At 55.4% G+C, this 23,900-nt stretch carries 25 protein-coding genes; 6 read left to right on the forward strand and 19 right to left on the reverse strand.

The annotated features are described in order from the left end of the window. The first annotated feature begins 170 nt into the window (after positions 1–170). The gene (locus LEP6406_RS0224585) at positions 171–350 is read left to right on the forward strand and encodes a hypothetical protein (RefSeq protein WP_027269415.1); all 180 of its coding nucleotides are present in this window, start codon (positions 171–173) and stop codon (positions 348–350) included. A gap of 2,143 nt (positions 351–2,493) precedes the next feature. Here the strand turns inward: LEP6406_RS0224585 and LEP6406_RS0224590 are convergent. Further along, on the reverse strand, positions 2,494–2,727 hold the full coding sequence (locus LEP6406_RS0224590; RefSeq protein WP_008312820.1) for a helix-turn-helix domain-containing protein: 234 nt from the start codon (positions 2,725–2,727) through the stop codon (positions 2,494–2,496). Positions 2,728–2,798: 71 nt separating this feature from the next. Between LEP6406_RS0224590 and LEP6406_RS0224595 the strand changes: the two genes are divergently transcribed. Then, a complete protein-coding gene (locus LEP6406_RS0224595; RefSeq protein WP_225886717.1) occupies positions 2,799–3,095 on the forward strand; it encodes a hypothetical protein in 297 nt (98 codons plus the stop codon). Positions 3,096–3,189: 94 nt separating this feature from the next. On the opposite strand, the gene LEP6406_RS0224600 is transcribed toward LEP6406_RS0224595, so the two are convergent. From LEP6406_RS0224600 to LEP6406_RS33210, 3 genes are all read right to left on the reverse strand, one after another. Next, positions 3,190–3,924 carry a Uma2 family endonuclease gene (locus tag LEP6406_RS0224600; protein ID WP_304607867.1) on the reverse strand — a complete coding sequence of 245 codons (735 nt, stop codon included), beginning with the start codon at positions 3,922–3,924 and terminating at the stop codon, positions 3,190–3,192. Between the two features lie 261 nt (positions 3,925–4,185). Further along, positions 4,186–5,007: a hypothetical protein gene (locus tag LEP6406_RS0224605; protein WP_008312828.1), complete on the reverse strand. Its 822-nt coding sequence runs from the start codon at positions 5,005–5,007 to the stop codon at positions 4,186–4,188. A 136-nt stretch (positions 5,008–5,143) separates the two neighbouring features. Further along, a complete protein-coding gene (locus LEP6406_RS33210; RefSeq protein WP_008312831.1) occupies positions 5,144–5,464 on the reverse strand; it encodes a tetratricopeptide repeat protein in 321 nt (106 codons plus the stop codon). Here LEP6406_RS33210 and LEP6406_RS33445 point away from each other — a divergent pair. Next, positions 5,413–5,604, forward strand: a complete 192-nt coding sequence (locus LEP6406_RS33445; protein ID WP_027269417.1) for a hypothetical protein — start codon at positions 5,413–5,415, stop codon at positions 5,602–5,604. The two genes, LEP6406_RS33210 and LEP6406_RS33445, sit on opposite strands and share 52 nt — an antisense overlap. Before the next feature lie 10 nt (positions 5,605–5,614). Here the strand turns inward: LEP6406_RS33445 and LEP6406_RS0224620 are convergent, their stop codons facing one another. Then, on the reverse strand, positions 5,615–6,793 hold the full coding sequence (locus tag LEP6406_RS0224620) for a tetratricopeptide repeat protein (RefSeq protein WP_027269418.1): 1,179 nt from the start codon (positions 6,791–6,793) through the stop codon (positions 5,615–5,617). 424 nt (positions 6,794–7,217) lie between these two features. On the opposite strand from LEP6406_RS0224620, the gene LEP6406_RS0224625 reads away from it, so the two are divergent. Further along, on the forward strand, positions 7,218–7,424 hold the full coding sequence (locus LEP6406_RS0224625) for a hypothetical protein (RefSeq protein ID WP_008312834.1): 207 nt from the start codon (positions 7,218–7,220) through the stop codon (positions 7,422–7,424). 101 nt (positions 7,425–7,525) lie between these two features. Here LEP6406_RS0224625 and LEP6406_RS0224630 read toward each other — a convergent pair whose 3' ends face one another. Continuing rightward, positions 7,526–8,239, reverse strand: coding sequence for a rhomboid family intramembrane serine protease (locus LEP6406_RS0224630; protein WP_225886718.1), 714 nt, complete (start codon positions 8,237–8,239; stop codon positions 7,526–7,528). A gap of 420 nt (positions 8,240–8,659) precedes the next feature. Between LEP6406_RS0224630 and LEP6406_RS0224635 the strand changes: the two genes are divergently transcribed. Next, on the forward strand, positions 8,660–9,025 hold the full coding sequence (locus LEP6406_RS0224635) for a hypothetical protein (RefSeq protein WP_008312838.1): 366 nt from the start codon (positions 8,660–8,662) through the stop codon (positions 9,023–9,025). Here the strand turns inward: LEP6406_RS0224635 and LEP6406_RS0224640 are convergent. From LEP6406_RS0224640 to cas1, 9 genes are all read right to left on the reverse strand, one after another. Further along, complete coding sequence (locus tag LEP6406_RS0224640; protein WP_008312839.1) at positions 8,946–11,141, reverse strand: tetratricopeptide repeat protein; 2,196 nt, start codon at positions 11,139–11,141, stop codon at positions 8,946–8,948. The two genes, LEP6406_RS0224635 and LEP6406_RS0224640, sit on opposite strands and share 80 nt — an antisense overlap. A 345-nt stretch (positions 11,142–11,486) precedes the next feature. Continuing rightward, positions 11,487–12,107 (reverse strand): hypothetical protein, encoded by a 621-nt coding sequence (locus LEP6406_RS0224650; RefSeq protein WP_008312841.1) that lies wholly within the window; start codon positions 12,105–12,107, stop codon positions 11,487–11,489. Positions 12,108–12,462: 355 nt separating this feature from the next. Continuing rightward, on the reverse strand, positions 12,463–12,780 hold the full coding sequence (locus LEP6406_RS0224655; RefSeq protein ID WP_008312843.1) for a DUF5615 family PIN-like protein: 318 nt from the start codon (positions 12,778–12,780) through the stop codon (positions 12,463–12,465). Beyond that, the gene (locus LEP6406_RS0224660; RefSeq protein ID WP_008312845.1) at positions 12,780–13,004 is read right to left on the reverse strand and encodes a DUF433 domain-containing protein; all 225 of its coding nucleotides are present in this window, start codon (positions 13,002–13,004) and stop codon (positions 12,780–12,782) included. Before LEP6406_RS0224660 ends, LEP6406_RS0224655 begins: the two co-directional genes overlap by 1 nt. Before the next feature lie 1,898 nt (positions 13,005–14,902). Then, positions 14,903–15,634 carry a hypothetical protein gene (locus LEP6406_RS0224665; protein WP_008312846.1) on the reverse strand — a complete coding sequence of 244 codons (732 nt, stop codon included), beginning with the start codon at positions 15,632–15,634 and terminating at the stop codon, positions 14,903–14,905. A gap of 4 nt (positions 15,635–15,638) precedes the next feature. Then, positions 15,639–16,121, reverse strand: a complete 483-nt coding sequence (locus LEP6406_RS0224670; RefSeq protein ID WP_225886719.1) for a four helix bundle protein — start codon at positions 16,119–16,121, stop codon at positions 15,639–15,641. Between the two features lie 100 nt (positions 16,122–16,221). After that, complete coding sequence (locus tag LEP6406_RS29635) at positions 16,222–16,641, reverse strand: four helix bundle protein (protein ID WP_008312851.1); 420 nt, start codon at positions 16,639–16,641, stop codon at positions 16,222–16,224. Between the two features lie 14 nt (positions 16,642–16,655). Beyond that, positions 16,656–16,934: a CRISPR-associated endonuclease Cas2 gene (gene cas2, locus LEP6406_RS0224680; RefSeq protein WP_008312853.1), complete on the reverse strand. Its 279-nt coding sequence runs from the start codon at positions 16,932–16,934 to the stop codon at positions 16,656–16,658. Next, a complete protein-coding gene (gene cas1 / locus LEP6406_RS0224685) occupies positions 16,934–18,913 on the reverse strand; it encodes a CRISPR-associated endonuclease Cas1 (RefSeq protein WP_008312855.1) in 1,980 nt (659 codons plus the stop codon). The genes cas2 and cas1 overlap by 1 nt, the downstream gene beginning before the upstream one ends. A 199-nt stretch (positions 18,914–19,112) precedes the next feature. Between cas1 and LEP6406_RS29640 the strand changes: the two genes are divergently transcribed. Then, the gene (locus LEP6406_RS29640; protein ID WP_008312857.1) at positions 19,113–20,519 is read left to right on the forward strand and encodes an AAA family ATPase; all 1,407 of its coding nucleotides are present in this window, start codon (positions 19,113–19,115) and stop codon (positions 20,517–20,519) included. Positions 20,520–20,524: 5 nt separating this feature from the next. On the opposite strand, the gene LEP6406_RS0224695 is transcribed toward LEP6406_RS29640, so the two are convergent. The 4 genes from LEP6406_RS0224695 to LEP6406_RS0224710 form a co-directional block, all read right to left on the reverse strand. After that, positions 20,525–21,028, reverse strand: coding sequence for a hypothetical protein (locus tag LEP6406_RS0224695; RefSeq protein WP_008312860.1), 504 nt, complete (start codon positions 21,026–21,028; stop codon positions 20,525–20,527). 41 nt (positions 21,029–21,069) lie between these two features. Beyond that, the gene (locus LEP6406_RS0224700; protein WP_008312862.1) at positions 21,070–21,333 is read right to left on the reverse strand and encodes a hypothetical protein; all 264 of its coding nucleotides are present in this window, start codon (positions 21,331–21,333) and stop codon (positions 21,070–21,072) included. Positions 21,334–21,365: 32 nt separating this feature from the next. Beyond that, positions 21,366–22,031, reverse strand: coding sequence for a hypothetical protein (locus tag LEP6406_RS30710; RefSeq protein ID WP_155834871.1), 666 nt, complete (start codon positions 22,029–22,031; stop codon positions 21,366–21,368). Between the two features lie 266 nt (positions 22,032–22,297). Next, the gene (locus LEP6406_RS0224710) at positions 22,298–23,899 is read right to left on the reverse strand and encodes a hypothetical protein (RefSeq protein ID WP_008312865.1); all 1,602 of its coding nucleotides are present in this window, start codon (positions 23,897–23,899) and stop codon (positions 22,298–22,300) included. Between the last annotated feature and the right edge of the window lies 1 nt (position 23,900).

Genomic DNA, 23,900 nt, shown 5'->3' on the forward strand with positions numbered 1-23,900 from the left:
TGGTGGCCCTTAAACCCCATAAACACCGCTATTTTCAGCGAGGTTTTCACGCTCTATCCCTTATCCAGCAAGCTCTCTAGGGGGGTTGTCACCCTGTAAGGGTAATCGCAGTAATTACAATAATTGGTGTTGTTGCTGCTATTTTAGGTGTTCGCGCTATCGATGAATCAGTGACGGCGATTAAGGGAAATAAGGTGACCTATGAGATTTTGGGCAGTATTAAGCTGACGCAAAAGGAACCTAAGTTGGTGGGCAGCTTCAGCGAAGGGCAAACCATCGCTGTGACGGTTGATAGCTTGCGCGATGACGGAACCCTGAAGCGCATCAAAGTGAATCCAATCAACAATTGAAGGTTTACTGTTTTCGTCCCCTTGCAGTGAATCCCTCTCAGACCTCCGAGGTTTTCAAAACCTCGGAGGTCTTTGGTTTCCCCGTCCCTTGCGGAAAAGATGTAGGGCTTTGCCCGTGCGGAGCAGGCAGGGGAAGGCAGTCTTAATTGAGTGCCCTTCTTCTCAAAGAGGACTCTCCAGCATTGAGTTCTCTTTGAGAGAACGGCAGCAATTAGCCCGGTCATTTTAATGCCGGGCGGTTGGGGACGGTAGCGATCGCCCTGCTGCTACCCCGCGTGGCAATGAAATTGTGATGCTCACAGCGATCGCCCTGCTGCTACCCCGCGCCGGAATGGAATTCCGCCGCTCATAGCTACCGTCCTCTAAAAGAGGACTCCTGAATAAGAATGTAGGGTGAATAAGGATGTAGGGCTGTGCCCGTGCGGAGCAGGCAGAAGGCAGAAAAGGTGGCTGGTGGAGTGTTTAGGATGTTGCGACGGTTGAGACAAGTTCCTGAGTGAAAAGACTTTCAACACTCCACCCAAATCCCATTCATCCTTCTGCCTTCTGATTTCTGATTTCCCCAGGTTTCCGTCCCCTTGCGGGGTAATGGATTTGGGGAAAGGATGAACTAAAGGCAGAAGGATGAAGGATGAAGGCAGAAAAGGGGGCTGGCAGGGTGTTGGGGATACGGCAGAAATTGACTGCATGAAGAGACTTTCAAGTCCTCACCCGAGTCCCATTCATCCTTCTGCCTTCTGATTTCTGATTTCCCCAGGTTTCCGTCCCCTTGCGGGGTAATGGATTTGGGGAAAGGATGAACTAAAGGCAGAAGGTAGAAAAGTTGGCTGGTGGGGTGTTGGGGATTCTGCGGTAATTGACTGTATGAAGGACTTTCAACACTCCACCCAAATCCCATTCATCCTTCTGCCTTCTGATTTCTGATTTCCCATCGTTTCCGTCCCCTTGCGGGGTAATGGATTTGGGGAAAGGATGAAGGCAGAAGGCAGAAGGCAGAAAAGATGGCTGGTAGGGCTTTGAGGATACGGCAGAAATTGACTGTATGCAGAGACTTTCAACACTTCACCTAAATCCCATTCATCCTTCCTCCTTCTGCCTTCTGATTTCCCCAGGTTTCCGTCCCCTTGCGGGGTAATGGATTTTGAACGATATCAACTCCCATTGCCTCGATAAGGCAAATACCTTTGGGTTTCCGTCCCCTTGCGGGGTAATGGATTTTGAACACGGGTAACCACGTGGGTACACAGGATGTTCCTCATGTTTCCGTCCCCTTGCGGGGTAATGGATTTTGAACTCAGACGCTTGATGCGTCTGACCGCCGGCAAGTCACGTTTCCGTCCCCTTGCGGGGTAATGGATTTTGAACACCTAACCAATATCTAGAAGGATACCTAACTGGCTGTTTCCGTCCCCTTGCGGGGTAATAGATTTTGAACCAGTTTATCAATAGTCAGCAAGTAGTGACTGTTGTTATGGTTTCCGTCCCCTTGCGGGGTAATGGATTTTGAACCAAAAATGGAAAGCTCAAGTTAATTGGGCAAGAGACGTTTCCGTCCCCTTGCGGGGTAATGGATTTTGAACATGAGATTGTAGAGGTGTCGTCCGACTGTATATGGTTTCCGTCCCCTTGCGGGGTAATGGATTTTGAACTTGCGAGGCGCCTCAACCAGTTCAAAACTGAGTTGACCGTTTCCGTCCCCTTGCGGGGTAATGGATTTTGAACGTGTAACACGTCACGGAGGACAAACACCCTCCAAGACCAGGTTTCCGTCCCCTTGCGGGGTAATGGATTTTGAACGCCAAACTGCAGGTGTGGGGAGGTTGTAGTGGGGGGGTTTCCGTCCCCTTGCGGGGTAATGGATTTTGAACCCCCTCGATCTGGAGCCCTTGCTGTGTAAGGGTTTCAACACCCCAAATCTGAGGGGGTCGGCTTAGGGTCAAAATAATTGAGAATTGCTGTCAATACCCCCACTTCAGATCGGGCTCAAACCCTTGCACGGAGAGGCATCTGAGGGGGTCAACGAGACTATGCGGTTTTCAAGGATCGGCAGACCCCCTCAGATTAGCAGGGGCATTTCTCCCTGGCAATCGCTGAAACCCAAGCTTAACAATTCTTTCCAGCCATCCTGGCGATCTTTTTTGCCTCAGTAGCCATCAGCGCTGTACAGGTACCCCATGACAAAATCCTCAGCGGCAGCGGGGTCAATCTTTTCCAGGCCAGTTTTGATCTCAACGATCGCATCCCCAGCAGGATCGCGGCTCTCATTCACCCAACGACTCACATTTGTAGCGTTGATGCCCATTACCAGCGCCAACTGATTCTGGCTGATGCCATAGGTCTCCAGCACTCGTCGTAGCGATTTCCCTGCTTTACCCATGCCTCTGATTGTGTCAGAGGGGCATAGGCGCGTAAATAATGACGATTGTCACTATATTCTATGATTTAATAATGACAATTGTCATTATCGGAAAATGCCCCATGTCCAATGCTGTGATGTTTCTTGCTGATGGGCTGCAACAGCCTGAATTACCTGCGGTGCAGGAGACTTCATCCTCAGAATTTCAGCCCGATCGCCTCCAAGTTCTCCTGATCGGATCGCGCCAGGGCGTTACCAGCACCATCCATACCCTGCACGTCCTGGGCTTTGCCGAGGTTGGCCAGTGGAGCCCGCTGCTTCCCGGCCCCCAGCCCGGTACCGTGGTCAGTATTCTGACCCGTCGCCTAGGCACCCCACCCCCCGCGTGAGCCTGCCCGCTCCTGACCTAGTCCCTATGCTGGTAATGATGGCCCAGGGAAGTGTTCCATGATTCAGACCCTAGTGACCCCGCGATCGCGCACCTCATGGCAACTGGCCGCGCACCCACTGTCGCACCGCCCGCCGCAGGGCTAAGCGTCCCTGCCCTCGATATTGCTCGATGAGGGCGGGTAAGGCTGGAATTTTCAGCGCGGGAAAGACCTGACTCTGCTGTGATTCTATGTAGCGATCGCCCTGTAAGAGGTAAATGTGCAAAGCCCCCTGGTCGTAGCACCACACTTCCGGTATCCCTAGGCGGGCATAGATGGGAAAGCGGTTTAGGGATTTACTAGTGATGTCGATTTCCAAGGCCAGGTCTGGGGGTGGATCTTGGTCGAGGTCGAAGGTCAGCTTGCCGCGCACTAGGGCTTCATTTTGAAAGTAAAAGCAATTGTCCGGCTCTAGCCCCGCCTGCTGCGCCTGCTGCTTCCAGGTGGTGGAGCCGTAGCTTTCGTAGTCCTGCTCCAGAACTTCGGCAATGTCCTCAATGGCAATGCTAATCGACTGCTTGAAATATTCGTGTTCTGGTAGGGGGGTCATGATTTCGAGTAAACCGTGGTCATAGGCGATGCGGGTGCGGCGATGGTCGCCCAAGTCTGCCAAAATGGCCTCGAATTCGGCCCAGCTTACATCGTGGAGCAGGAGTCGCTGCCCTGGGGGGACATCTAGTTGGCGGAGTTGGAGGGTGACCATGGGGGTAGGGGAGTGGGGGTGTTGGGGTGTTGGGGTGTTGGGGTGTTGGGGTGTTGGGGTGTAGGAGTCGCTGCCCTGGGGGGACATCTAGTTGGCGGAGTTGGAGGGTGACCATGGGGGTAGGGGAGTGGGGGTGTTGGGGTGTTGGGGTGTTGGGGTGTTGGGGTGTTGGGGTGTTGGGGTAGGGGCGAGCGGTGCTCGCCCTGGCAGGGAGTGGGAGTGGGGGTGAAGGGGAGATTAGGGGATCGCTAATTGCTTGGTGACCCAAGTAGCATCTTCTTCTGACAGTGGCGGTACTGGGGGTGGGCCGTAGGCGATCGCAGCTCTCGCAACAAAGGTACCTGTACTCTAGCTCAGGGGTCGATGCTCCACGCGATCGCTGTGGGCCACATAGGCTCCATTCACCACATGGCCCAGCAGCGTTACCTGATTGTTGGCGGGTAGCACATAGGCTCGCTCAAATTTGGATTCATTCAGGTAGCTGACATTGCCCCGCACATAGACCACCAAAACAGCATGTTGAGACAGCAGGGCTCGCAGCCCATCAATTTGTGCTTTGACCAGGGTTTCACTGTCTTCAACCAGCCATCCCTTCTGGAGTTGCACTACTTTTTCCGTGGGACTCTTCATCCAGTTCTGACAGTCCAGGACAACGACATCCGTATCCGCTAGCCGCCGCACCTCCTCTAAGCGGCTACAGAAAGACACCTGGCGAAATCCCCGCCGCCGCAATGACAGACATTCTGGGGGTTCCGCTTGCCCCTCCGGCAGGTAGTAGCTGACTAGGGTTTGTCCCACCACCCGCTCGGTGCGGGCACTCATTTCCCAATAGCGAAACTCTTCCTTGACCCGGACAGTAATGTGCTCATTCAGTTCTTTGCGCACCATCTCACTGGCGACTTTTTTGGCATCCTCTAGGTTGCTTTTGAAAAACCAGGTGAGCAGCGCCCCGATGATGCCCAGGAAGCCCAGAAAAGCACTGTTCATCTTGAGGATGAAGTCAATCTGCTTGGTCAACAGCTCCGCATCCGCAGACCCCGATTGGCCCGCCGCCGGGGGCAGTAACACCGCGAAAAAGATGACCCCAACGACGCTGACAATCAGGAACAACAGCAACAGCCCGTTGCGGATTGGGGATGGGGAAGATTGACCAAATTGCCGCGATCGCATCGGTTTTTAGGGGAGTGGAGGGGTGAGGGAGTGAGGGAGTGGGGGAGTGGGGGAGTGGAAACTTCTGCCTTCTGCCTTTCGCTCTACGGTATCGCAGGGTGGTGCAAAGGTGGCCTGTGATGAAGTCTGGTTCATCTTAGCCAGTGAGGGCTGATCGCAACTCTCGATACTCTATTGCTAAGGGGCTCTTCAGGGCTACCGCGATCGCCTGGTCAAAATAATCCGCCGCTCTCTCCCGGTGATCCATGGCTTGGTGCAGTAGCCCCAGATACTTGTAGGCGGCAGCTTCTAGCGATCGCGCCCCCTGTTCTTGAGAGATCCTTAGCCCGGTTTCCAGACTGGTCAAGGCTTGATCGTATTGCCCTAACTTGGTTAAGGTTTCCCCATAGTTTGGACGGGTTAGCCGTGGTTGCCCAAGAAGAACATCAATACAGAGTCGCGATCGCCTATATGGCAACGGCCTTGGTTGCCTACACCACCCTAGGAGATGAAGCGCAGATGGAGGAATTGAGAAGACCGCCCTGGCAAAGCCCTGACTATGCCGCACTCGCCGCCAGAACGTTCATCAAGAACCCATTGTCCATGCCCGCCCCATAGCACTGCATCTTCAGATTAAAGGGGATTGCCCTGTCACCAAGGCTAGCAAGTGGCGGGTTCTGCAGATGCAGGGATGATCTGGCTCCAAAATTTGCAGTTGAATATCCAAGACTGGTTCCAATAAGCGTACTGCCGCGTCCCTATAACCTAGGGTCTGATACGCCACTGCGAGGTTAAACCGGCTTGTGGCTGTTTCAAGATGGCTATCCCCCAAGCACTGCTCTTTGATGACAACTGCCCGTTCCAGTAGGGTAAGCGCTTCTCTGTAGCGTCCCAACCCGCTGATCACGTTGGCAACCTGAGTCAAGCTGACGGCAATCAAGGGGTGGTTAGCGGCAAGATATTTTTCTCGAATCTCTAAGGCGCGGATAACCAAGGGCTCTGCGGCGGTAAACCAGGTGGTAGAGGGACCACATCCTGCATCCTGATTTCGACTAGCGTAAATCTCCCCAATGGCGCTGAGTGGGGTAGCTGTTTTGAGGGGGCTATCACCCTTGGAGGCGTCGTAAAGGGCCAAACAGGCTTCATAGAGGTTGACGGCCATGGAGGAATTGCTAAATCGATATAGTCGCCCCAGAATCAATAAATCTTTGTCCCAGGGATCTAACTCGCCTGGCACTGGAGCCGAGAAAATTGGCTGGGCTTTTCTATGCCAGTAAGCCCCCGCAGGGGTCAGAAACTGGGATGGCCTGCCAGCATGGCCCTGGCGTTCAAGGATCGCTGGCTGATCAGCCCCGATCAGGGTCCCTAGCAAGGTATATATCAGGGGGAGAGCGCGTTGTTCTAAATCATGAGCCTGCTGATAACGACCCAGCAGACAATACAGGTTAACCAGGAAATAGTGGCCTGCGACGGCTGACCCAAGTTGGGTGTCTTGATGTCGCTCAACCAGCCTCACAGACTGTTGATACTGTCGTTCTGCTTGGGTGTAGTCTCCCAAGGCGTGGTGGGCTAACCCTAAGCCCTGGAGGCTAGCAATCCTGTGGGGATGATCGGCGGTCAGGTGTTGCTCTTGCCAAGCTAAGGCTTGACCATAGGCGCTCAATGCTTCCCCATAGTTAGCCGCTTGATAATGGAGGGCACCAAGTTGATGATAGGACTCTGGCAGCTCCACCGCAGCGGGGTTCTGAGCTTCTAGGCCAGCAATCTGAACTGCGAGGGTTTCAGGAGTCTGGGTAACATCTGTCATCTGTCTAGCGATCGGCCTCATGGGTCAAGTGGCTCCACCCCGATTGTCCTGCCAGCAACCATCAATAGGGAATAGGCTACGCTAGCCATCAGCGATTCACTCAACTGGGAGCAAGGCAGAATGTCAAAAGCTAGCCTCAGCGAAGCAAAACTCAAAGATCCGATGAAAACTGCCCTCTTGGGAATGTTTCAGGAACGACGCGATCTATTTGGCACGGGTCTCCAAAGAGGTGATGAACACCTGAAAGGCTCATGTTGCAAGGGTTCTAGCTGATTGCCGTAAACAGCCTGAAACGCATGTCTGGCAGGGCTTCTAGCGGCTCATCACCCGTTAACAGTCTAGTACCGTCTCGTCCATAGGGATGGCTGTCTACGATCAGCGTGAATGGTGGGCACTGCCCGCCCTACTGTTCTAGGAGGGACTCATGAATACAGCAGAGAGCATTTATGAACTCGTAAAAACGCTACCTGAAGAAGAGGCTGGCTTAGTTCTAGAGTTTGTGGAATTTGTGCGTCAACGTACTCAAGCTAAAGTGAAGTCCCTAACGGCCCCTAATGTTGGTGGGTTTCAAGCCGTATCTCTAAATACTAAAGGCTTCACATTTAATCGAGATGAGGCAAATGAGCGCTAAAGCATTCCTCGACACCAATATTATTATCTATGGCTATCTTATCAATCCATTTAAGAAAGCGTAGGATGGGCATTGACCACGAAAAATTCAATCATTTTGACTTAAACTCGCGGACCTGTAGGTTCGCGGTAGACCCCAAAAGCAGCCAGGATACCCAGCAAGAATCCAAACAGATGCCCCCACCAGGCAATCATCGGATGAGTAGGAAATACTCCCCAAATGAAAGCACTGTAGTTGATCAGAACAAAGACTGAGATAAATAGAGGAATAATTCTTTTTTCTAACCAGCCAATAAATAAAAGATAGCCAAATAGGGTATACACCACTCCACTCAAGCCATGGGCGCTCTGAGGTCCCAGTAGCCAAGTGGCAAAGCCGCCCCCTAGCCAACCGATCAAAAAGGTGATCCAGTAATCTTGCCGACTTTTAGCCAGAATTAACCAACTAAAAATCGTGAAGGCGATAGTGTTCCCGATTAAATGGGCAAAGTTGGCATGGGAAAAAGCCGAAGTAAAAATGCCTGATATGCCATCAATAGTGCGCGGGTGGACAGGCAAATTCCAGCGCCCTTGAAAAAAGACTTGATCAATGATTTCCTGGGTCCAGGGAATCGCTAGAATTTGCAAAGGTAATAGCGCATTACCTTTGAATCGCTCTAACCATCCCAATTTTTGATTACTGGCAACGGGTTGCTGGTCGTGCCCTTGACGGTCTGGGAGTGACGACTTTGACTCTATATCCGCCATCAATTGTTGCAATTGTCTCTGGACCTCGGCATCCTTTGATGACATGAGCGACTCCTGACCTGATGTCATAACCCCATTGCCAACCTCTAACGTACCCAAACTTCCAGATAGATCAACTCTTTTGACATGTCCTAGAGCAGGCTATCTTGCCTAAATTTGGCAGTAGATGCATTGGGCGTACTGATTCTAAAACACAGCAGCTCATCCAGATTCCTGACACAACTTGGAAGGTTACAGAGAACCGAGCCCGTTGACGCTGGCTGAGCGGAGTCCTATGCCTTGCAGGCAGGCTGCGCCCTAGCGTTAGCCTTAGCGTAGCCATGCCGGAGGCTATTGCCCCTTGGGCTATATGCCTTGCGTCTCTGGGCCTTGCGTCTCTGGTAGTATATTTGTTCGATGGTGTGAGCTAGTGCGTGATGATCTATATCATTCGCCAGAGAGCGAAGCCTGAGCAGATGCGTCGGATGCTTGAGGCGCTAGGAATTTACATTGGCAATAAACTGGGACATTCTTAAGGGGCAGTACCTCCAAGCCAACCAAGCGACTCAGCTTGATAGTTTGGCGCTGAACTTAACGCGCATTCAACTGCTGGCCCACAGTGGCACTGATGAATCGGTAGCCCAACATCTCATCAGGGAAAGTCAGTTCTTCATTGAGTGGACAGTGCTGGGTATCAACTTGGAAGCAGATATCGCCTTTGCCAGTGATTTAGTTGACCTGCAACGGTTGCTCAGTCGATGGAAACTGGGATGGTCTGACCTGTGGAGCCATGAAGCTAAGCGTCAGGAGATGGCGGCGCTGGCTCAGCAGTGGTGCGACCGCATTCACGGGCGGGGAGAGTTGTTGGCGAGTTAATCGCGATCGCCCGGTCAAAGCAATCTGCCGCCCTCTCCCGGTGACCCATGGCCTGGTGCAGTAGCCCCAGGTACTTGTAGGCGGCGGCCTCTAGCGATCGCGCCCCCTGTTCTTGAGAGATCCTTAGCCCGGTTTCCAGGCTGGTCAAGGCTTGATCGTATTGCCCTAACTTGGTCAGGGTCTCCCCCAGGTTAGCCCAGGTCAACCCTTCCCCCCAGCGATCGCCAATTTCCTGGGCGATGGCCAATGCTTGGTGATAATGCTCAACCGCTTCCTGATACTGGCCTAACTCACTTTGGGCATTGGCCAGGTTCACCAGGGCCGCCTCTTGGCTCCGTTTTTCACCAATCTGGCGGGCGATCGCCAGGTCTTGGCGGTGGTACTCAATCGCCTGGGCATAGTCTCCCAAGCTGTTGTACAGGTTGCCCAAGCTGCCCAGGGCTGCCCCCTCTCCAGCCCTATCCCCAAGCTGCCGCACTAGGGCTAAGTTTTGCTGGTGATAGTTGAGGGCGGCTTCATACTGCCCCAATTCTTGATAACCATTACCCAACCCCTGGAGGGCACGGCCTTGGCCGGGAAGATCGCCTAGGGTCTGGGCCAGGGCTAGGTGCCGTTGATGGTAGTCCAGGGCAGTGCGAAAGTCGCCCTGGGCTTGATAAAAGACACCCAGATAGCCCAGCCCATGGGCTTCCTGCTGGCGATTGCCCTGCTGTTGGGCCAAGGCCAGCGCCTGCTGCAAATGATCCAGTGCCGCCATCGGTTGTCCCAGGGCGCTATAGACATTGCCCAAGGTGCTGAGAATGGCGCTTTCTTGGGGGTGGGGGTGAGCGGGGTCAGCCGCCCCCAACTGCCGGATGATCGTCAGTTGGCGATGCAGTGCCCCTAGGGCAGCGGTGTAGTCCCCCAAGGCATAGGCCACTACCCCCAGGTTGCCTTCGGCCAAGCCCAGGCCGAGGCGATCGCCGATCTGCTCCGCCATGGCCCGTTGTTGCTGATAGTAGTCCTGGGCCTGGGGATATTGCCCCAATGCACTACAGACATTGCCCAGGTTGCCCAGGGCATGGAGCAGGCTGTGGGGATGATCCAGGCTCGCGGCGATCGCTCGGTGCTGCTGGTGATATGCCAAGGCTTGGGGATAGTCCCCCAGGGCAAAGCACACATTGCCCAAGCCCCCCAGGGCATTGGCTTCGGCGAGGCGATCGCTAATGTCGTGGGCCAGTTGCCGCTGTTGTTCAAAGTATTGGTGGGCGGTGGGATAGTCCCCCAGTTCGTAGCAGGCGCTGCCCAGACCTGCCAGGGCATTACTTTCGCCGGTGCGATCGCCCAACTGTTGAGCCAAGGTCAGGTGTTGCTGATGACAAGCTTGAGCCTGGGCATATTGACCGAGGGAATGGTAGCAACTGCCCAGGTTGCCCAGGGCGGCTCCTTCCATTTCCAGGTCGCCATCGGCACGGGCCAGGGCCAGGTGCTGGCGATGGTAGGTCACTGCTTGGGGATAGTTGCCCTGGGCTTCGTAGATGTTGCCCAGACTACCCAGGGCGATGCCTTCACCGGGGCGGAACCCGTTGGCCCTTGAGATTTCTAGCCATTGCTGTTGCAGGGCGATCGCTTGCTCGTAGTTGCCCTGGACGTAGTGGATTTCCCCCAGGTGGCTGAGAATGGCCCCTTGATCTACGGCATCGCCTATGGTTTGCATGATGCTGAGGCTCTGCTCTAGGTAGGTTTGGGCCTGGGCGTAGTCTCCAAGGGTGTGGTAGCTGGCCCCCAGAAATTGCCGCAGCAGTCCGTTCCATTTGGGGCTGAGGCGATCCAGCAGGGCTTTATAGAGGGTGATTTGGGTGGGGATGTGGCCCCACAGTTTGAGGTGGTAGTGCAGTTGGGCCTGGGCGGGGGTCTCCAGTTCGGTGTTGATCAAGTGATTAGCCCGTTCCCACTCTTCCAGTTCGCACAGGTGATAAAAGGCTTCTAAGTAGCCTTTTACCTGGTCTAGATTACTGGCCTCTGGGGGGGGCTGGTAGCGGGTTAGCCAGTTGACTATGGCCTGCCAGTGGGTGCGGCGGGTGCGGGGCTGTACATGGCGAATGCGGGCTGGGTCAATGCCGAGGGCGGAGAGCATGGGGGGAAGGGGGAAGGCGGAAGGCAGAAGGCAGAAGGCGGAAGGCGGAAGGCAGAAGGTGGAAGGCAGAAGGCAGAAGGTGGAAGGCAGAAGGCAGAAGGTGGAAGGCAGAAGGTGGAATCGGGCGGTTGGGGATGGCCGCGATCGCACTTCACACGACTGCGACCCTGCGCCGGAATTGAGTTCCCTGGCTCCTAGCCTCTGGCTGGGAGCTTCCGGGGGTGGCTCTGCCGCCTAGAGCCGGAGGCAGAGCCGGGGCACCCGTAATAAACGCAAGTTCAGTAAAGCTTGCATTCAGGCGCTTATTCTTCAGGCGCTTATTTGAGCAACCTTTCGACCATAGGGTTAAGCGGTTACCAGCGTATCGAGTTGGGCGGCGCACTGTTGAAAGATGGCGTTGACAGCAGCAAAGAGTTTGTCTAGCTCTTGGATAGTATAGAAGGTGCTATTGAGGGTGAATTGCATCCCATCGAGCTTGCCAAATTGCCAGCGATCGCCGTTAGAGGTGATGCCAAAAATGACGATTTCGGTATGTTCATTCATGCGCTGAGCTGCCACCATTTCGGCTAGGCATTGGCCCCAGGCGGCATCAAAGTTATCTTGCTTGGCTTCGACTAGAACAAAATAAGGTTGGTCAAAGACAATTTTGCCGAGGGGCGATCGTCGCGCCAAAATGTATTCAGGAAAGCCTGACAGGTTGGCATCGCAGTTGAGAAATTGGTGACTCCACAAAATAAATCTGCTGTGGTACTGTTTCCAAACTTCTTTCAGAACGGGGTAGACCAGATTTTCGCAGATGGCAAACTCAGAGTTGTCCACCACGCCTTCCTGCATGGTGAACTGTAAATCTTGGCGAAAGGCTTCGGAGACTGAAAAGTCTACTGTGGTGATGAAGTTGGCTTCGGTGTAGGTGATTTGAAATGCTTGGATGGTTTTAGCCAAGCTGGTATAGGCGCTAAATGACATGGTGACCTCTGCCGCTATGAGTCATCCTAGCGGAACTAAAGGCAGAAGGCAGAAGGATGAAGGATGAAGGATGAAGGATGAAGGCAGAAGGATGAAGGCAGAAGGATGAAGGCAGAAGGATGAAGGCAGAAGGCAGAAGGCAGAAGGATGTAGGGCTGTGCCCGTGCGGAGCAGGCAGAAGGCAGAATCGGGCGGTTGGGGATGGCCGCGATCGCACTTCACGACTGCGACCCTGCGCCGGAATGGAATTGATTTCCCTGGCTCCTAGCCTCTGGCTGGGAGCTTCCGGGGGTGGCTCTGCCGCCTAGTGCCGGAGGCAGAGCCTCGGCGGCGGGTGCCCAGGCAACCTTCTTGGTCAGATAGAAACTTCTTCGTAGCCACCCGGCTGTACCCCATCCACCACAGCTTTGATATGGTCTGTTTGCAACTGAATGCGGGGCCAAGAGGTAGAGAGCAAAACGACAATAGCGATTTGGCGATCGGACAGATTCTGTTGATAGCGGAGATTGCGATCCGTTGTGATCATGACATCGTAGTTTTCCTGCTCAGCAATGGTGAGCAAATCCCCATTGGTAAACTGCGACCAGCCGCGCTCATAGGCGGTGTCTACCGAGTGCCCTGACAGATGGTGTCGCAATGGCGCTGGCGTCCCTTGGTCAAACAGAATTTTCATTAGCCAACTGCTTGATTCAAAGCTGTCATCTCATAATCCAGCAGTGCCTCTACTTGCGCCCGCTGAACCCCTGGAAACCATTCAATGAACTGATCGACCGAAGCGCCGTCCTTCAGGTTTTCAAAGAATGCTGTCACCGGCACGCGCGTTCCCCGAAACACCCAAGCTCCACTCACGAGATCGGGGTTGCGCTCCAAAATCTTCAATAAAGCCCCATTATCCATAGCTGCTAACAGGATGACGACTCGTCTACCACTAATTTAACGCTGAATTTAACTAGAACCACATACGACACAGTTGTTTCCGTCCCCTTGCGGGGAAAGGCAGAAGGTAGAAAAGTCTGCTGGTGGGGTATCGGGGATGCTGCGGTAGCTGATGGCATGAAGAGGCTTTCTGGGAGTGAGTCCCACGTCACGTCAGACCTCGGAGGTCTAGTTTTCGCGGGGTAATGGATTTGGGGAAAGGATGTAGGGCTGTGTCCGTGCGGAGCAGGCAGAAGGCAGAAAAGGTGGCTGGTGGAATGTTTAGGATGTTGCGACGGTTGAGACAAGTTCCTGAGTGAGAAGGCTTTCAAGTCCTCACCCGAGTCCCATTCATCCTTCATCCTTCTGATTTCTGATTTCCCATCGTTTCCGTCCCCTTGCGGGGTAATGGATTTTGAACGAGAACGATGTCGTCACCCCAGTTGGTGATGCATCTTCTGTTTCCGTCCCCTTGCGGGGTAATGGATTTTGAACCCCTCATGGCAAGCAAGCAGACGACGTTCCGTGGTTTCCGTCCCCTTGCGGGGTAATGGATTTTGAACCTTGCAGGCTATGAGGGAGAGTACTGAAGCCATAATGTTTCCGTCCCCTTGCGGGGTAATGGATTTTGAACTCGGTGCTGCCAACGCCTACGCTGGGACGCTCTATGGTTTCCGTCCCCTTGCGGGGTAATGGATTTTGAACTCATATACCACCGGGTGGTACTATGGGGCAGTTGGGTTTCCGTCCCCTTGCGGGGTAATGGATTTTGAACTGGTCCGGCACAGCTGAGCGCAGCTGCCCAGGCTAGTTTCCGTCCCCTTGCGGGGTAATGGATTTTGAACCGGGGTATTCCCCTCGCCGCTGCTCGCTGCCGCGTTTCCGTCCCCTTGCGGGGTAATGGATTTTGAACGTTCTGGATCACAGCATCCAGCTTTACGACCATCGCCATGCGTTTCCGTCCCCTTGCGGGGTAATGGATTTTGAACAGGGACAGACACCTTCACCCAAGCGGATATCGATCGTTTCCGTCCCCTTGCGGGGTAATGGATTTTGAACCAGATGCAAACCTGCATTGATGTGCGAACGCACATTGAGTTTCCGTCCCCTTGCGGGGTAATGGATTTTGAACGTTGGAAGGCAATTATGCTAGACAAGGCATTTCTGGCGTTTCCGTCCCCTTGCGGGGTAATGGATTTTGAACGATGCTATCCTGGCTGGTAAAGTCGTCGGGAGGTGTCGTTTCCGTCCCCTTGCGGGGTAATGGATTTTGAACTGAAAAATTTGATGCGTTTCTAAAAACATCTGGAGGTTTCCGTCCCCTTGCGGGGTAATGGATTTTGAACCTGACCAGATGATGGATCCAATGAGATACCACGACCCGTTTCCGTCCCCTTGCGGGGTAATGGATTTTGAACGGCTTACGTGGCTCAGGCAGAGCTAGAACAGCTTGTGCAGTTTCCGTCCCCTTGCGGGGTAATGGATTTTGAACAGGAGGGAGTGCTATTTTACACCGACCTGGCTCTGTTTCCGTCCCCTTGCGGGGTAATGGATTTTGAACCAAGTCCGACTCCAAGCCCAAGCCCGATCCCAAGCGTTTCCGTCCCCTTGCGGGGTAATGGATTTTGAACCCCCGGCTTCTGGAAGCCTTACGGAGCAAGGGTTTCAGAAGCCGTTTTCGCTAGGGTTCAACGGAAGTCAAAATAATTGCGAATTGCTGTCAATAAACCCCTGTGGAAAACGGCTGAAAGCGTTGCAGGGTAAGCGATTCGCTAGGGTTGACGAGATAATGCGGTTTTCAAGGATCGGTAGACCCTAGCGAAAGCGCTAGCTCTTGGTAGAGAATAACCCCAGAATTGGTTCTGGGTGACAAAAACGAATTATTTCTCCATATTTTGGCGATTCACATGGTAGAGGATGTCGCGCAGGACACCGCTTTTGCCGTGGCAGTTCAGCAAAACGACTTCTCCCTTGAGAGATCCGGAGGCTTGTAAGCCATAGATGGCATGGGTGAGTGGGTGGCTCATATAGTCTGCAATGATCACGATCAGGTCGCAGCGGCTAAGTTTTTTCTTGAGTTTGTGCTTGCGGATGCTGGCCTCATGTAAAGGGGGAATGGTGACCCAGTGCTTGAGGCCGTAATGGGTGGTGAGGGCTTCAATCACACCGCGTCGGGTGGCGGGGTGGCCCCCCACTAGGCCCAACACCAGCATCGATAAATCGGGGAGTGGGGCTGTGGGAATAGCCTCAGTTGGGGGTAGGAGGGTCGTAGTCTGGGGCTGTTGCTGGTCAGTATGGGTTTGGGTGATGTATCCCAACAACTCCTGGACTTGCTGCTCTAGTTCCCACACCTGGAGTTGGAGGTCGTCCCGTTCATCCTCCGCCTGTTTTTTCAGGGTGGTTAGCCCCCGTATTTCCAGATGGGTCAGACGTTGGTTTTCTGTCGCTTTTTGTTGCATCAGGTTTTGCTCAGCCTGCAAGGTCGAGAGATGCTTCATCAGGCGACGCTTGTCACGGCGATCTTGCCCTGAGAGGCTACGGATCAGGCATTGAAGGGATGCTTGTAATGCCCAAAAGCCTTGGCTGAGCCAGGTTAGGAGCGGTTTTAGCATGGGGTTACTCCAGAGGCTTAATCCAAACAGTGGCGTTGTCGGCTAATCGTTCTAGGGCGGCAAAAATGGTTCGGTAATGGCCAAACAATTCTTGGCCCCGTTCGGGATCCAGGTACCCACATCGAATGGCGACTTGGACCCAGGTCTGCATTTCCGCCGCCTCTGCTTGGGCATCGCTAAGCTTGGCCACAAATGCCTTGCGATAGCGGCGCTTGCCCCAGGCTTCGGCGATGCTGGCACAGACCGATCGCGATGCCGTCAAGGATTGCCGAGTCAGGAGCGCTTGCTCCTCGGAAGGAAATCGACGAGATACCTCAAAGATCTGAGCTGAGCACTCGAAGGCCAATTGATAAACCTGGAGTTCTTGGTAGCTGTGGATGAAGTCTTGCATGGGGGGAGTGGGGGAGATGGGGGGTGGGGAGATGGGGAGTGGGGTGTTGGGGTATTGGGGTGTTGGGGTGTTGGGGTGTTGGGGTATTGGGGACATTGGTAGGGGCGAGCGGTGCTCGCCTTGCCAGGGATCGGGGGACATTGGTAGAGGCGAGCGGTGCTCGCCCTGTCAGGGCATGGGGAGATCGCTGTTCCCCTTAGGCTGTGGCGGGCAAGTCGTCTGGGGTGTCTGCAATGGGTTGCGTTTTCTCAGCTAGGGCGCTTTCCATTAGGTGATCAAGGACGGTGTAGAGGTGGCGATAGCGGTCATGGAGATCTTGGGCGGCCTCTGGGCTGAGGTATCCGGTGGCAACTGCCGCCTCAATCCAGGTCTGCATTTCCGCCGCTTGCAGTTGGGCGGTACTGAGTTGCTCGATCAAGGCAGCCCGCTGTCGCCGCGTGCCCCAGGCGGCGGCAATGTGGGCGCGGACGCTATGGGCGGTGGCTAAAAGGCGGCGGGGCACATCGTCATCGCGATGGGTGGGAAAGTCTAGGGCTAGGGCGTATACGTCAATTGAGCAACGCCGCGCCAACTGATAGACAGCCAAGTCTCGGAAGCTTTGGGTAGAACTTTGCATGGTGAAGTCTCCGGTCAAACAATAAAGGCAACGTCGTCCACTTCTCGTTGGGGTTGTAGGCCCAAAACGAGCACCTTTTTGCGGTAGCGAGGGGATAGGGGATAAAACCGCACTTGGTCTTCGTCGGGATTGATGTATCGGTTCAGCCTGCGGTGCAACATGTCTCGCTGATCAGGACTCAGCACGCATTCAAAGACCGACTTCTGCACCCTCATGCCATAGCCTTCGAGTAGGTGGGCGACCTTGTTGCGACGGCGATCGAGGGTGATGTCGTAGGTGATGAGGTAGAACATTATTTCTCCATCCTCATTGGCCTATACACCGACTGTTCCCCCGTTAGGCAGGCCACATATTCCCAAACCTGAAGCTCAAAACAGCGGCGGTAGCTGACCTTGTAACCTGTATGGGGATGGGTGACGGTGTGCTGCAACTTCTCCTCCCAGTGCTTGAGAAATCGCTTCATAGCATCGGGATAGAGGTATACCCCGCCCCGTTCGTCCGGGGGGGTAAAGTCATCGGCCTTGAAAATGTTGGAGTTGATCAGGTAGGCCACGAGGGAATCGACGACCACGGCCCGAAACTCCTCTACCAGGTCACAGACTAGGGACGGGCGGTTTTCCCGTGGCACGTGGAGATTGCCAAAGTGGGTGTGTAACCCCACCCCTTCGACCATGGCGTGGACATTTTGCGACAGCAGCGTGTAGCCCAGACTCAGCAGGCTATTGATCGGATCCGTCGGGGGGCGACGGGTGCGCTTTTCAAACTCAAATTCCCCCTTCAACAGAGAGGCATAGGCTTGAAAATAGGCACTGGCTCCGGTGCCCTCATAGCCCAACATCGCCTCCACCGACTCAACGCTGGGCACCGTCTGCATCAACTCCGCTAGGGTGTCGATGGCTTGGGTGGCCAGTTCCGTTTTGCGCCGTCGGTTCAGCCGTTGCAACAAAATGCGGGAGTTGTGCAACTTGCCCACAATAATGCTGGCCGCCTGGGTGCGAATAAACTCAGGGTCTTGAGCTTTGTATACCTGCTGGGTCAAGTAATCGAGCTTGGCTTGACCCGTCGTCTGCAATCGGCCAAAATAGCGCCCCTTGTTGGATAAATACAGCAACGGGATGCGCCGCTGTAGGGCCAGCCTCACCGCCCCATGGGAGACATTGCAACAGCCAAATAGCACCACATGGCTGATGCGGCTAGCGGGGACAGAACACCGCAATTCCTGCTGATGAAAAACCTGAAACTGCTGATGTTGAACCCGCAGATAGGCCCCTTGATCCGTCACGTATAACGTCGTCATACCGTCCCTCCAATATTCGTCAGTGGATGTAGCGAGAATGCGTTTCGGGGGTTTCACGATGCTGCACACCATGGGCGGCCCCCACCTCGCCCCAGGCTTGCTTGCCCTTCGACTCCGCTCAGGGCCTTCTGCCTTCTGCCTTTCTGGCCCTTCCACCTCGCCGTTGTGAAACCGATGGCCTAGAAAGACAAACGCCTCCCCCGGCGGAATAATCTGCGTCTTTTCGGGGTGCAGGCTGAGGTATAGATCCTCGATCCAGTCCTGCATCAGCGCTAGGGACCGGGTTGCTTCCAAATAGCTCTGGCACACCGCCACGCAATCATCGCCATAGCGCACCAGGTCAATGTCAGCGGCGAGACAGCGGCGGTCAAAATCGTTCAGATACAGATTGGCCAGGGCACCGGACAAAATGCTGCCCTGGAGCACCCCTTGATTAGGGCGCTGGAAGTGGCCGCGAATGACAATGCCTGCTTTGAGCTGTTGCTCAATCCACCGCATCCAAACGGGCGGCAATGGCAATTGATCTAATTGATGGAGCAACAGCGGCCACGATAGGCGGTCAAAAAACTGCTGAATGTCCGCCTTAATCACCCAAGCGGGTTGGTGACGATAGCGTGTCATCACCTGCGCCACAGCGGTATAAATCGAGAGGCCGGGACGATAGGCAAAGGTTGCCTCACTGAACGTGTTTTCTAGGTGGGGATAGATCCCTTGCAGCAGATACCGCTGCACAATGCGATCCTTTACCGTGGGGATGCCAATGAGGCGATCGCCCCCGGTCTTTTTCGGTAGATAAAAGCCCTTGGCGGGGCTAGCGACATACCGCTCCTGCCGCATCTGCTGATGCAGCAGCCGAATTTGTTCTTGGGCAATGCCCTTAAACAAATCCACGGTGATGCCATCAACCCCAGCGGCAGGACTGCCGCGCTGCACTAGGTGCCAAGCAGTCGCGAGTTGTTCTGGATAAAGCTGCATGGTGGTTCCCGATTACGATGTCGGACATCCGGCTCAGGAAGAGTCCTGATATCCTTTGAAGTTCACGAGGTCATCGTCGCAATCGGGTATCTGTGCTCAACCCTGAGTTGCACCTGAGTTCATTGCTGAGTTCGTATCTGAGTTTCTGCCTACTCCGCACGGGCAAAGCCCTACATCCTTCTGCCTTCCCCCACCCCCCATGCCTCGTTCTGTTGCGGTTCACCCTGTCCATAGACAAACGGTTGCGTTAGCCCTCCAGCGCAATGGCTTTCTGACGCAAGGGGATTTGGCGGCTCACCTAGAGATTGCGCTGTCAACGGTGAGTAACTTTTGCCGAGGGGTGAGGGTTTCGATCGCAAAATTTGAGGAGATTTCTGACGCCCTAGGGCTAGATGCCAGAACCTTGATTCAGGCCCAGGGGAGGGATGCTGCGGTTTCTGAAACTGAAGCCCCGCCTGCTTTCTATGCCTATGACGAGGGCTGGGTGGGGCGGGAAACTTGGGTGGAAATCCTGCAACAGCAGGTGTCTGCTGGGTGTCGCCTTCTGTTTATTACGGGCATTGCTGGGGTGGGAAAAACGGCCTTGGCGGAGCGGTTGTTGATGGCCTTGGCTGATTGGGGGCCACCCCTACGGGAGAATTTTGATGCTCAGGATCAGGGGGCCGACTTTGCCAGTGTGGCCGCCCGTTGGCTAGAAAAGCTGGGGCAGGGGGTAACCCCTTGCGATCGCGCCGATGTCCCCCAGTTATTGAACCGCCTGAGCGAGGCTTTGCAGGGGACTCGGCGACTGGTGCTGATTGATTCCCTAGAGGAAATCCTGTGGGGGAGTGAGGCAGCGGAGGGCAGTGAGTTTCAAGACCCGGTGTTTCTGCAATTTTTTCAACGACTGCTGGCGGCAGAGTCCTGCCAGAGTTGTGTGGTGGTGACCACCCAGACGTTGCCCACCCAACTGCTGACCTATGGCACCCGGTACCGCAACTTTTGGGCCACCCACCTGTTGCCCGGATTGTCCGCCCCTGAGCAGTTGGCGCTGTTTGCTAAGACAGGTTTGGCGGTGAGTCCCGATACGGAGGCCCACGGTTACTTGGTGCGATTGGGGCAAGCCTATGAGGGCCATCCCCTGGCCTTGCGGGTGATGGCTGGGGAGATGGGCAGTCGTCCGTTTTATGGCAATGTGGTCGCCTATTGGCAGCGCTATGGTCAGGAAATTGAGCAAGTGGAGCAGGCGATCGCTGAGGCAGCGGCAGGGCAGGCGGTTGGGGCTGAGGACAAGTGGCGGCTGGATCGCTTTACCCGCACCCTGCGCCGGAATGTGCGGGCGCGATTAGAACAGACCTTCCTGCGCCTGCGCCAGGAGGCAAAATTTGCCTATGTGTTGCTGTGCGAAGCTGCTGTTTATCGCTGTGCTGTGCCGGAAGATTGGTGGCTGAGCCATTTGGACTACTGGGACTGTGATGGTGAGACGGCCACAGCAGCGTTGGATGCCCTGCGCGATCGCTTTGTGGTGGAGGAAGCGATCGCCGCCGGTCAATATACTCTGCGGCAACATACCCTGATTCGTAGCTTGGCCTTAGACCACTTCCAGCACCTGGATCAGCTGTCTTGACACAATTACCCCACCTCGTCCTCCTCCTCCGGGGGTGGGGTGGATAGGGCCTTGTTGTACTCCACCAGCATCTTGCGCAGAGCCTGCACCCGTTGATACTCCTCCTTCGGGCCATGGGGATTAGCGACAAAAGAGAGCACCCAGACCACTTGGCTGGGAAGGACCCGCTGCAACTGCGCCGCAGTATTAAGGGGCCGGAGTTGCCCGTCTAGGTCATCCGGGTCCACGAAATAGCGCTTAGCCCCAGGGACGGGGAACCGGAAATGAATGTGAACGGCGAGCACCACATCCCGGCGATTGTCACGACTGAGCTTAGGGGGTTGTAGCTCCCAATAGTCTGCCTGGGCGAGGTTATAGACCCGATTCTCAACACGAAAGTGGAGCCCAGTGGAGGCCCACTGCACGCCATGCTTGTGGCCGCGCACCTGGTTATTGAGAAGGGCGAGGGCAAATTCAGGGTAGACATCAGGGTCCACGGGGGATAGATCATCGAGGCGTTGGATCACCATTGTCAGCCTCCTAAGGTGAGGGTTAAACTAGAACAAATGAACTATATTCGATTGGGTTTGGGGTCGGCAAGGGTCAGGACTCGCTTCTTGTGAACTTTTTCAGCCTCGTCAATAAAGTCCTTGAACCAACAGGCGGGTGTGCTGCCGATATTGCGGCCCAGGCTGATGCAGGCCAACTTCAGGGCAATGAGCAAAATGCGTTCCCGATCGCCGATGGTGTAGGCCAGGGAAAGGTACTTCTCCACCGCCTGGAAAAGGTCCATACGGGGCTGGCGGGAGGGTTGTTGTTGGCTTAGGTGAGTCATGGTTCTGTTTGGGGTGGGGTTGGCATCGCGGATTAGGGAACTGGGGTCAGGGTGGCTAAGGCGACCAGGACATCCCAAGGCACGCCCTGGGCTTGGGCCGCAGCCCTGAGGTCAGAGCCGGACAACTCCTGGTGGATCAGGGCTTCAAGGGTAGCCACCAAGGGATCTTGGGGGGTAACAATGCCGCGCTCGATGGCGATCGCCAGCCCCTGGGCCAAGGTTTGGGCCGTAGGGATAGCCGTCTGAGTGGGGGGACGGGATGGGGAGACTGGGGTGATGCGCACGGCAGCGTAGGGCGCGGCCCGGTTTTGGTGGCGCACATTGAAGCTATAGAGCCGCAGTTGACCTTGGGGGTCGAGGGTTTGGACTTGCAGGGTGGTGACGACATTGGTGGTAGCCCCAGGGAAAGCCAGGGGTTGAATTGGGGTGAGAAATAGGGTGGTGGCATTGCCGGAGTCAATGGGGGCATTGCTGGTAAAGACGGTGCGGGAGGGGTCAGCCAAATTGACAAAGACGATGCGCTCTTGAACCAGGTTAAAGTCCAGGGCAGTGGAGCGTCCCGGTCCCAGAACCAGGTCTAGCCAAGAGGAGGTGGCCTGGTCCTGGGGGATGGTTTGGTAGGCGCTGGCCTGGGCCGGTTGCACCAGGGCTATGGGGACGAGGGGGACAAGGGTGAGGGCGAGGGGTGAATAGGACATGGGGGATAGGGGACAGGTTTTAGGGGATAGGGGATAGGGGATAGGGGATAGGGGATAGGGGGGGTTGAGTTTTGAGTTTTGAGTTTTGAATTGAATTTCCTTAGGGAATAGGACGGTTGCCTGGTGGGCAGGGGAGAGGGGATAGGGAACAGGGGATAGGGAACAGGGGATAGGGAACAGGGGATAGGGAACAGGGGATAGGGAAACCCTTTTGCCTTTTGCCTTTTGCCTTCTGCCTTCTGCTCTCATCCTTCTGCCTTGCGGTACTAGGGTGTGACTTGGAAGAAGCTGTTGACGAGGACGGTGACGGGGGTGCCTTGGGGCAGGATGGCGATGGTATTGGCCTCAATCAGGGCTTGGGTATTGGCTTCGGAGCGGCGCTCGATGCGACTAGAGACGGCAGTGCCAAAGCCCTCTAGGAGACCCCCCAGTAGGTTGGGGGCACGGGTGGTGCGGGTGACGGTGGTGCTGGTACCTATTCCCGTTGCAGTGCTGGAGAAGGCTTCACTGGGTTGGTTGAGGACTTGCCCAAGCTGACCTAGGGCGCTTAGGGACCCCACCAACAGGTCTTGGGCCAGCAGGTCGGGGCCGACATCATTGAGGCGTTGGGCCACGAGGGGTTGCCCCGCTTCGCCCTGGATCACTAAAGCGCCCGGAGGTAAGACCTGCTGCTGGGGGCGACCCTGGGCATCGGGGTAGACCAGGGCAATGGCACTGGCTTGAATGAGTTGATTGTTGGGGTTGACGGCAGTGGCCTGGGCAATCAGGGTGGTGCCTTGGGGGAGAACGATGTGACCGGAAGGAGTGGTCAAATCCTGGCTCAGTTGGAGGGTAAAGCGGCCTGCCCCCAGTTCTGGGTGTTGCTCCGCTTGGTCTAAATCCCAGGCCATGGGCAGGGTGACGGTGGCGGCCACCGTTGTGCCTAAGGGAACAGAGATTGGTCCAGGGGTCTGGAGTGTTTGGGCGCGCTGCCAATCCAGGAGGTTTTGGGCACCAGGACTAAGGGGAAATGGGGTGTCCTCAGTTTCAAGTTCGCTCTCAGACTCAGTTTCAGCTTGCCCCTTGGGTTGCACCTGTGCGCCCCCAATGGAGACGGTTTGAAAGGGTGGCGGGGTGCTGTTCCCTGGCGTGGGGAAGGCTTCAGGGTTGGCGCTGGTGGTGGGCGTTGCTCCAGCGTTTTCTTGGCCTGGGGTTCCGAGTTGGGCTAACTGTGCCCAGCGCTCGTAGGGGTCTACGGCAGCGGGGGCTGGGGTCGCCGGGGCTGGTGGCGCTGATACCCGTACAGGGGGTGGTGGTGTGCGCACGGGCGGCGGTGAGGGTGGCGGTGGCGGTGGGGTGGCGGTGACTGGTTCAGGGTTCTCCGTTTCGTCTAGAACGACTAATTCGCTGTCTGGGGGTTGGGTTTCTTCGGCAATCCTGGCCTGCTGGTCTTGAAAGGCAAGCTGACTTCTGAGGACAGGGGAATCATCCTCAATTAGGGGTACTTCCCCGACGTTCTCCTCCGGTTCTGCCTCGGCCTGCTGGGGTGGTCGAGCGCTAAAGCTGTGCCAGAGGAGAAAGATGAGTCCGACGGTAGAGAAGACGGAGATCGCGGCAAATAGGGTTTTACGGGTGGGCTTATGGGTGGCGGTGTGGGGCCGTTGTTCTTCTAGGTCAAGGGCATCGTCATCTCCCTCGGCTTCCTGGGGTGAGGGGGTGGCATCGGGGTCAGCGCCCGACTGGAATAGAAAGGTATCGGGTAGCGGAGAATCGCCCCACCCGGCTAACTGTCGTTCTTGGTGGGGGTCTACCTTGGTGTCAGCGGGGGCGGGCTCTGCCCATAAATCGGGGTTGAGATCGGGGTTAGATCCTGACTTGGAGTCACTCATG

This window comes from Leptolyngbya sp. PCC 6406 (assembly GCF_000332095.2).
GTDB lineage: Bacteria > Cyanobacteriota > Cyanobacteriia > Phormidesmidales > Phormidesmidaceae > PCC-6406.

Coding starts and splice junctions, on each gene's coding strand:
- LEP6406_RS0224655 (WP_008312843.1), bottom strand. CDS start 12,780: ATGAAAATTCTGTTTGACCAAGGGACGCCAGCGCCATTGCGACACCAT.
- LEP6406_RS0224670 (WP_225886719.1), bottom strand. CDS start 16,121: ATGTCCCCAATACCCCAACACCCCAACACCCCAACACCCCAATACCCC.
- LEP6406_RS0224630 (WP_225886718.1), bottom strand. CDS start 8,239: ATGACATCAGGTCAGGAGTCGCTCATGTCATCAAAGGATGCCGAGGTC.
- LEP6406_RS0224660 (WP_008312845.1), bottom strand. CDS start 13,004: ATGGATAATGGGGCTTTATTGAAGATTTTGGAGCGCAACCCCGATCTC.
- LEP6406_RS0224695 (WP_008312860.1), bottom strand. CDS start 21,028: ATGGTGATCCAACGCCTCGATGATCTATCCCCCGTGGACCCTGATGTC.
- cas2 (WP_008312853.1), bottom strand. CDS start 16,934: ATGTTCTACCTCATCACCTACGACATCACCCTCGATCGCCGTCGCAAC.
- LEP6406_RS0224625 (WP_008312834.1), top strand. CDS start 7,218: ATGAATACAGCAGAGAGCATTTATGAACTCGTAAAAACGCTACCTGAA.
- LEP6406_RS0224590 (WP_008312820.1), bottom strand. CDS start 2,727: ATGGGTAAAGCAGGGAAATCGCTACGACGAGTGCTGGAGACCTATGGC.
- LEP6406_RS0224710 (WP_008312865.1), bottom strand. CDS start 23,899: ATGAGTGACTCCAAGTCAGGATCTAACCCCGATCTCAACCCCGATTTA.
- cas1 (WP_008312855.1), bottom strand. CDS start 18,913: ATGCAGCTTTATCCAGAACAACTCGCGACTGCTTGGCACCTAGTGCAG.
- LEP6406_RS0224605 (WP_008312828.1), bottom strand. CDS start 5,007: ATGCGATCGCGGCAATTTGGTCAATCTTCCCCATCCCCAATCCGCAAC.
- LEP6406_RS29640 (WP_008312857.1), top strand. CDS start 19,113: ATGCCTCGTTCTGTTGCGGTTCACCCTGTCCATAGACAAACGGTTGCG.
- LEP6406_RS0224700 (WP_008312862.1), bottom strand. CDS start 21,333: ATGACTCACCTAAGCCAACAACAACCCTCCCGCCAGCCCCGTATGGAC.
- LEP6406_RS0224595 (WP_225886717.1), top strand. CDS start 2,799: ATGACAATTGTCATTATCGGAAAATGCCCCATGTCCAATGCTGTGATG.
- LEP6406_RS0224620 (WP_027269418.1), bottom strand. CDS start 6,793: ATGACAGATGTTACCCAGACTCCTGAAACCCTCGCAGTTCAGATTGCT.
- LEP6406_RS0224600 (WP_304607867.1), bottom strand. CDS start 3,924: ATGTCCCCCCAGGGCAGCGACTCCTACACCCCAACACCCCAACACCCC.
- LEP6406_RS30710 (WP_155834871.1), bottom strand. CDS start 22,031: ATGTCCTATTCACCCCTCGCCCTCACCCTTGTCCCCCTCGTCCCCATA.
- LEP6406_RS0224650 (WP_008312841.1), bottom strand. CDS start 12,107: ATGTCATTTAGCGCCTATACCAGCTTGGCTAAAACCATCCAAGCATTT.
- LEP6406_RS29635 (WP_008312851.1), bottom strand. CDS start 16,641: ATGCAAAGTTCTACCCAAAGCTTCCGAGACTTGGCTGTCTATCAGTTG.
- LEP6406_RS0224640 (WP_008312839.1), bottom strand. CDS start 11,141: ATGCTCTCCGCCCTCGGCATTGACCCAGCCCGCATTCGCCATGTACAG.
- LEP6406_RS0224665 (WP_008312846.1), bottom strand. CDS start 15,634: ATGCTAAAACCGCTCCTAACCTGGCTCAGCCAAGGCTTTTGGGCATTA.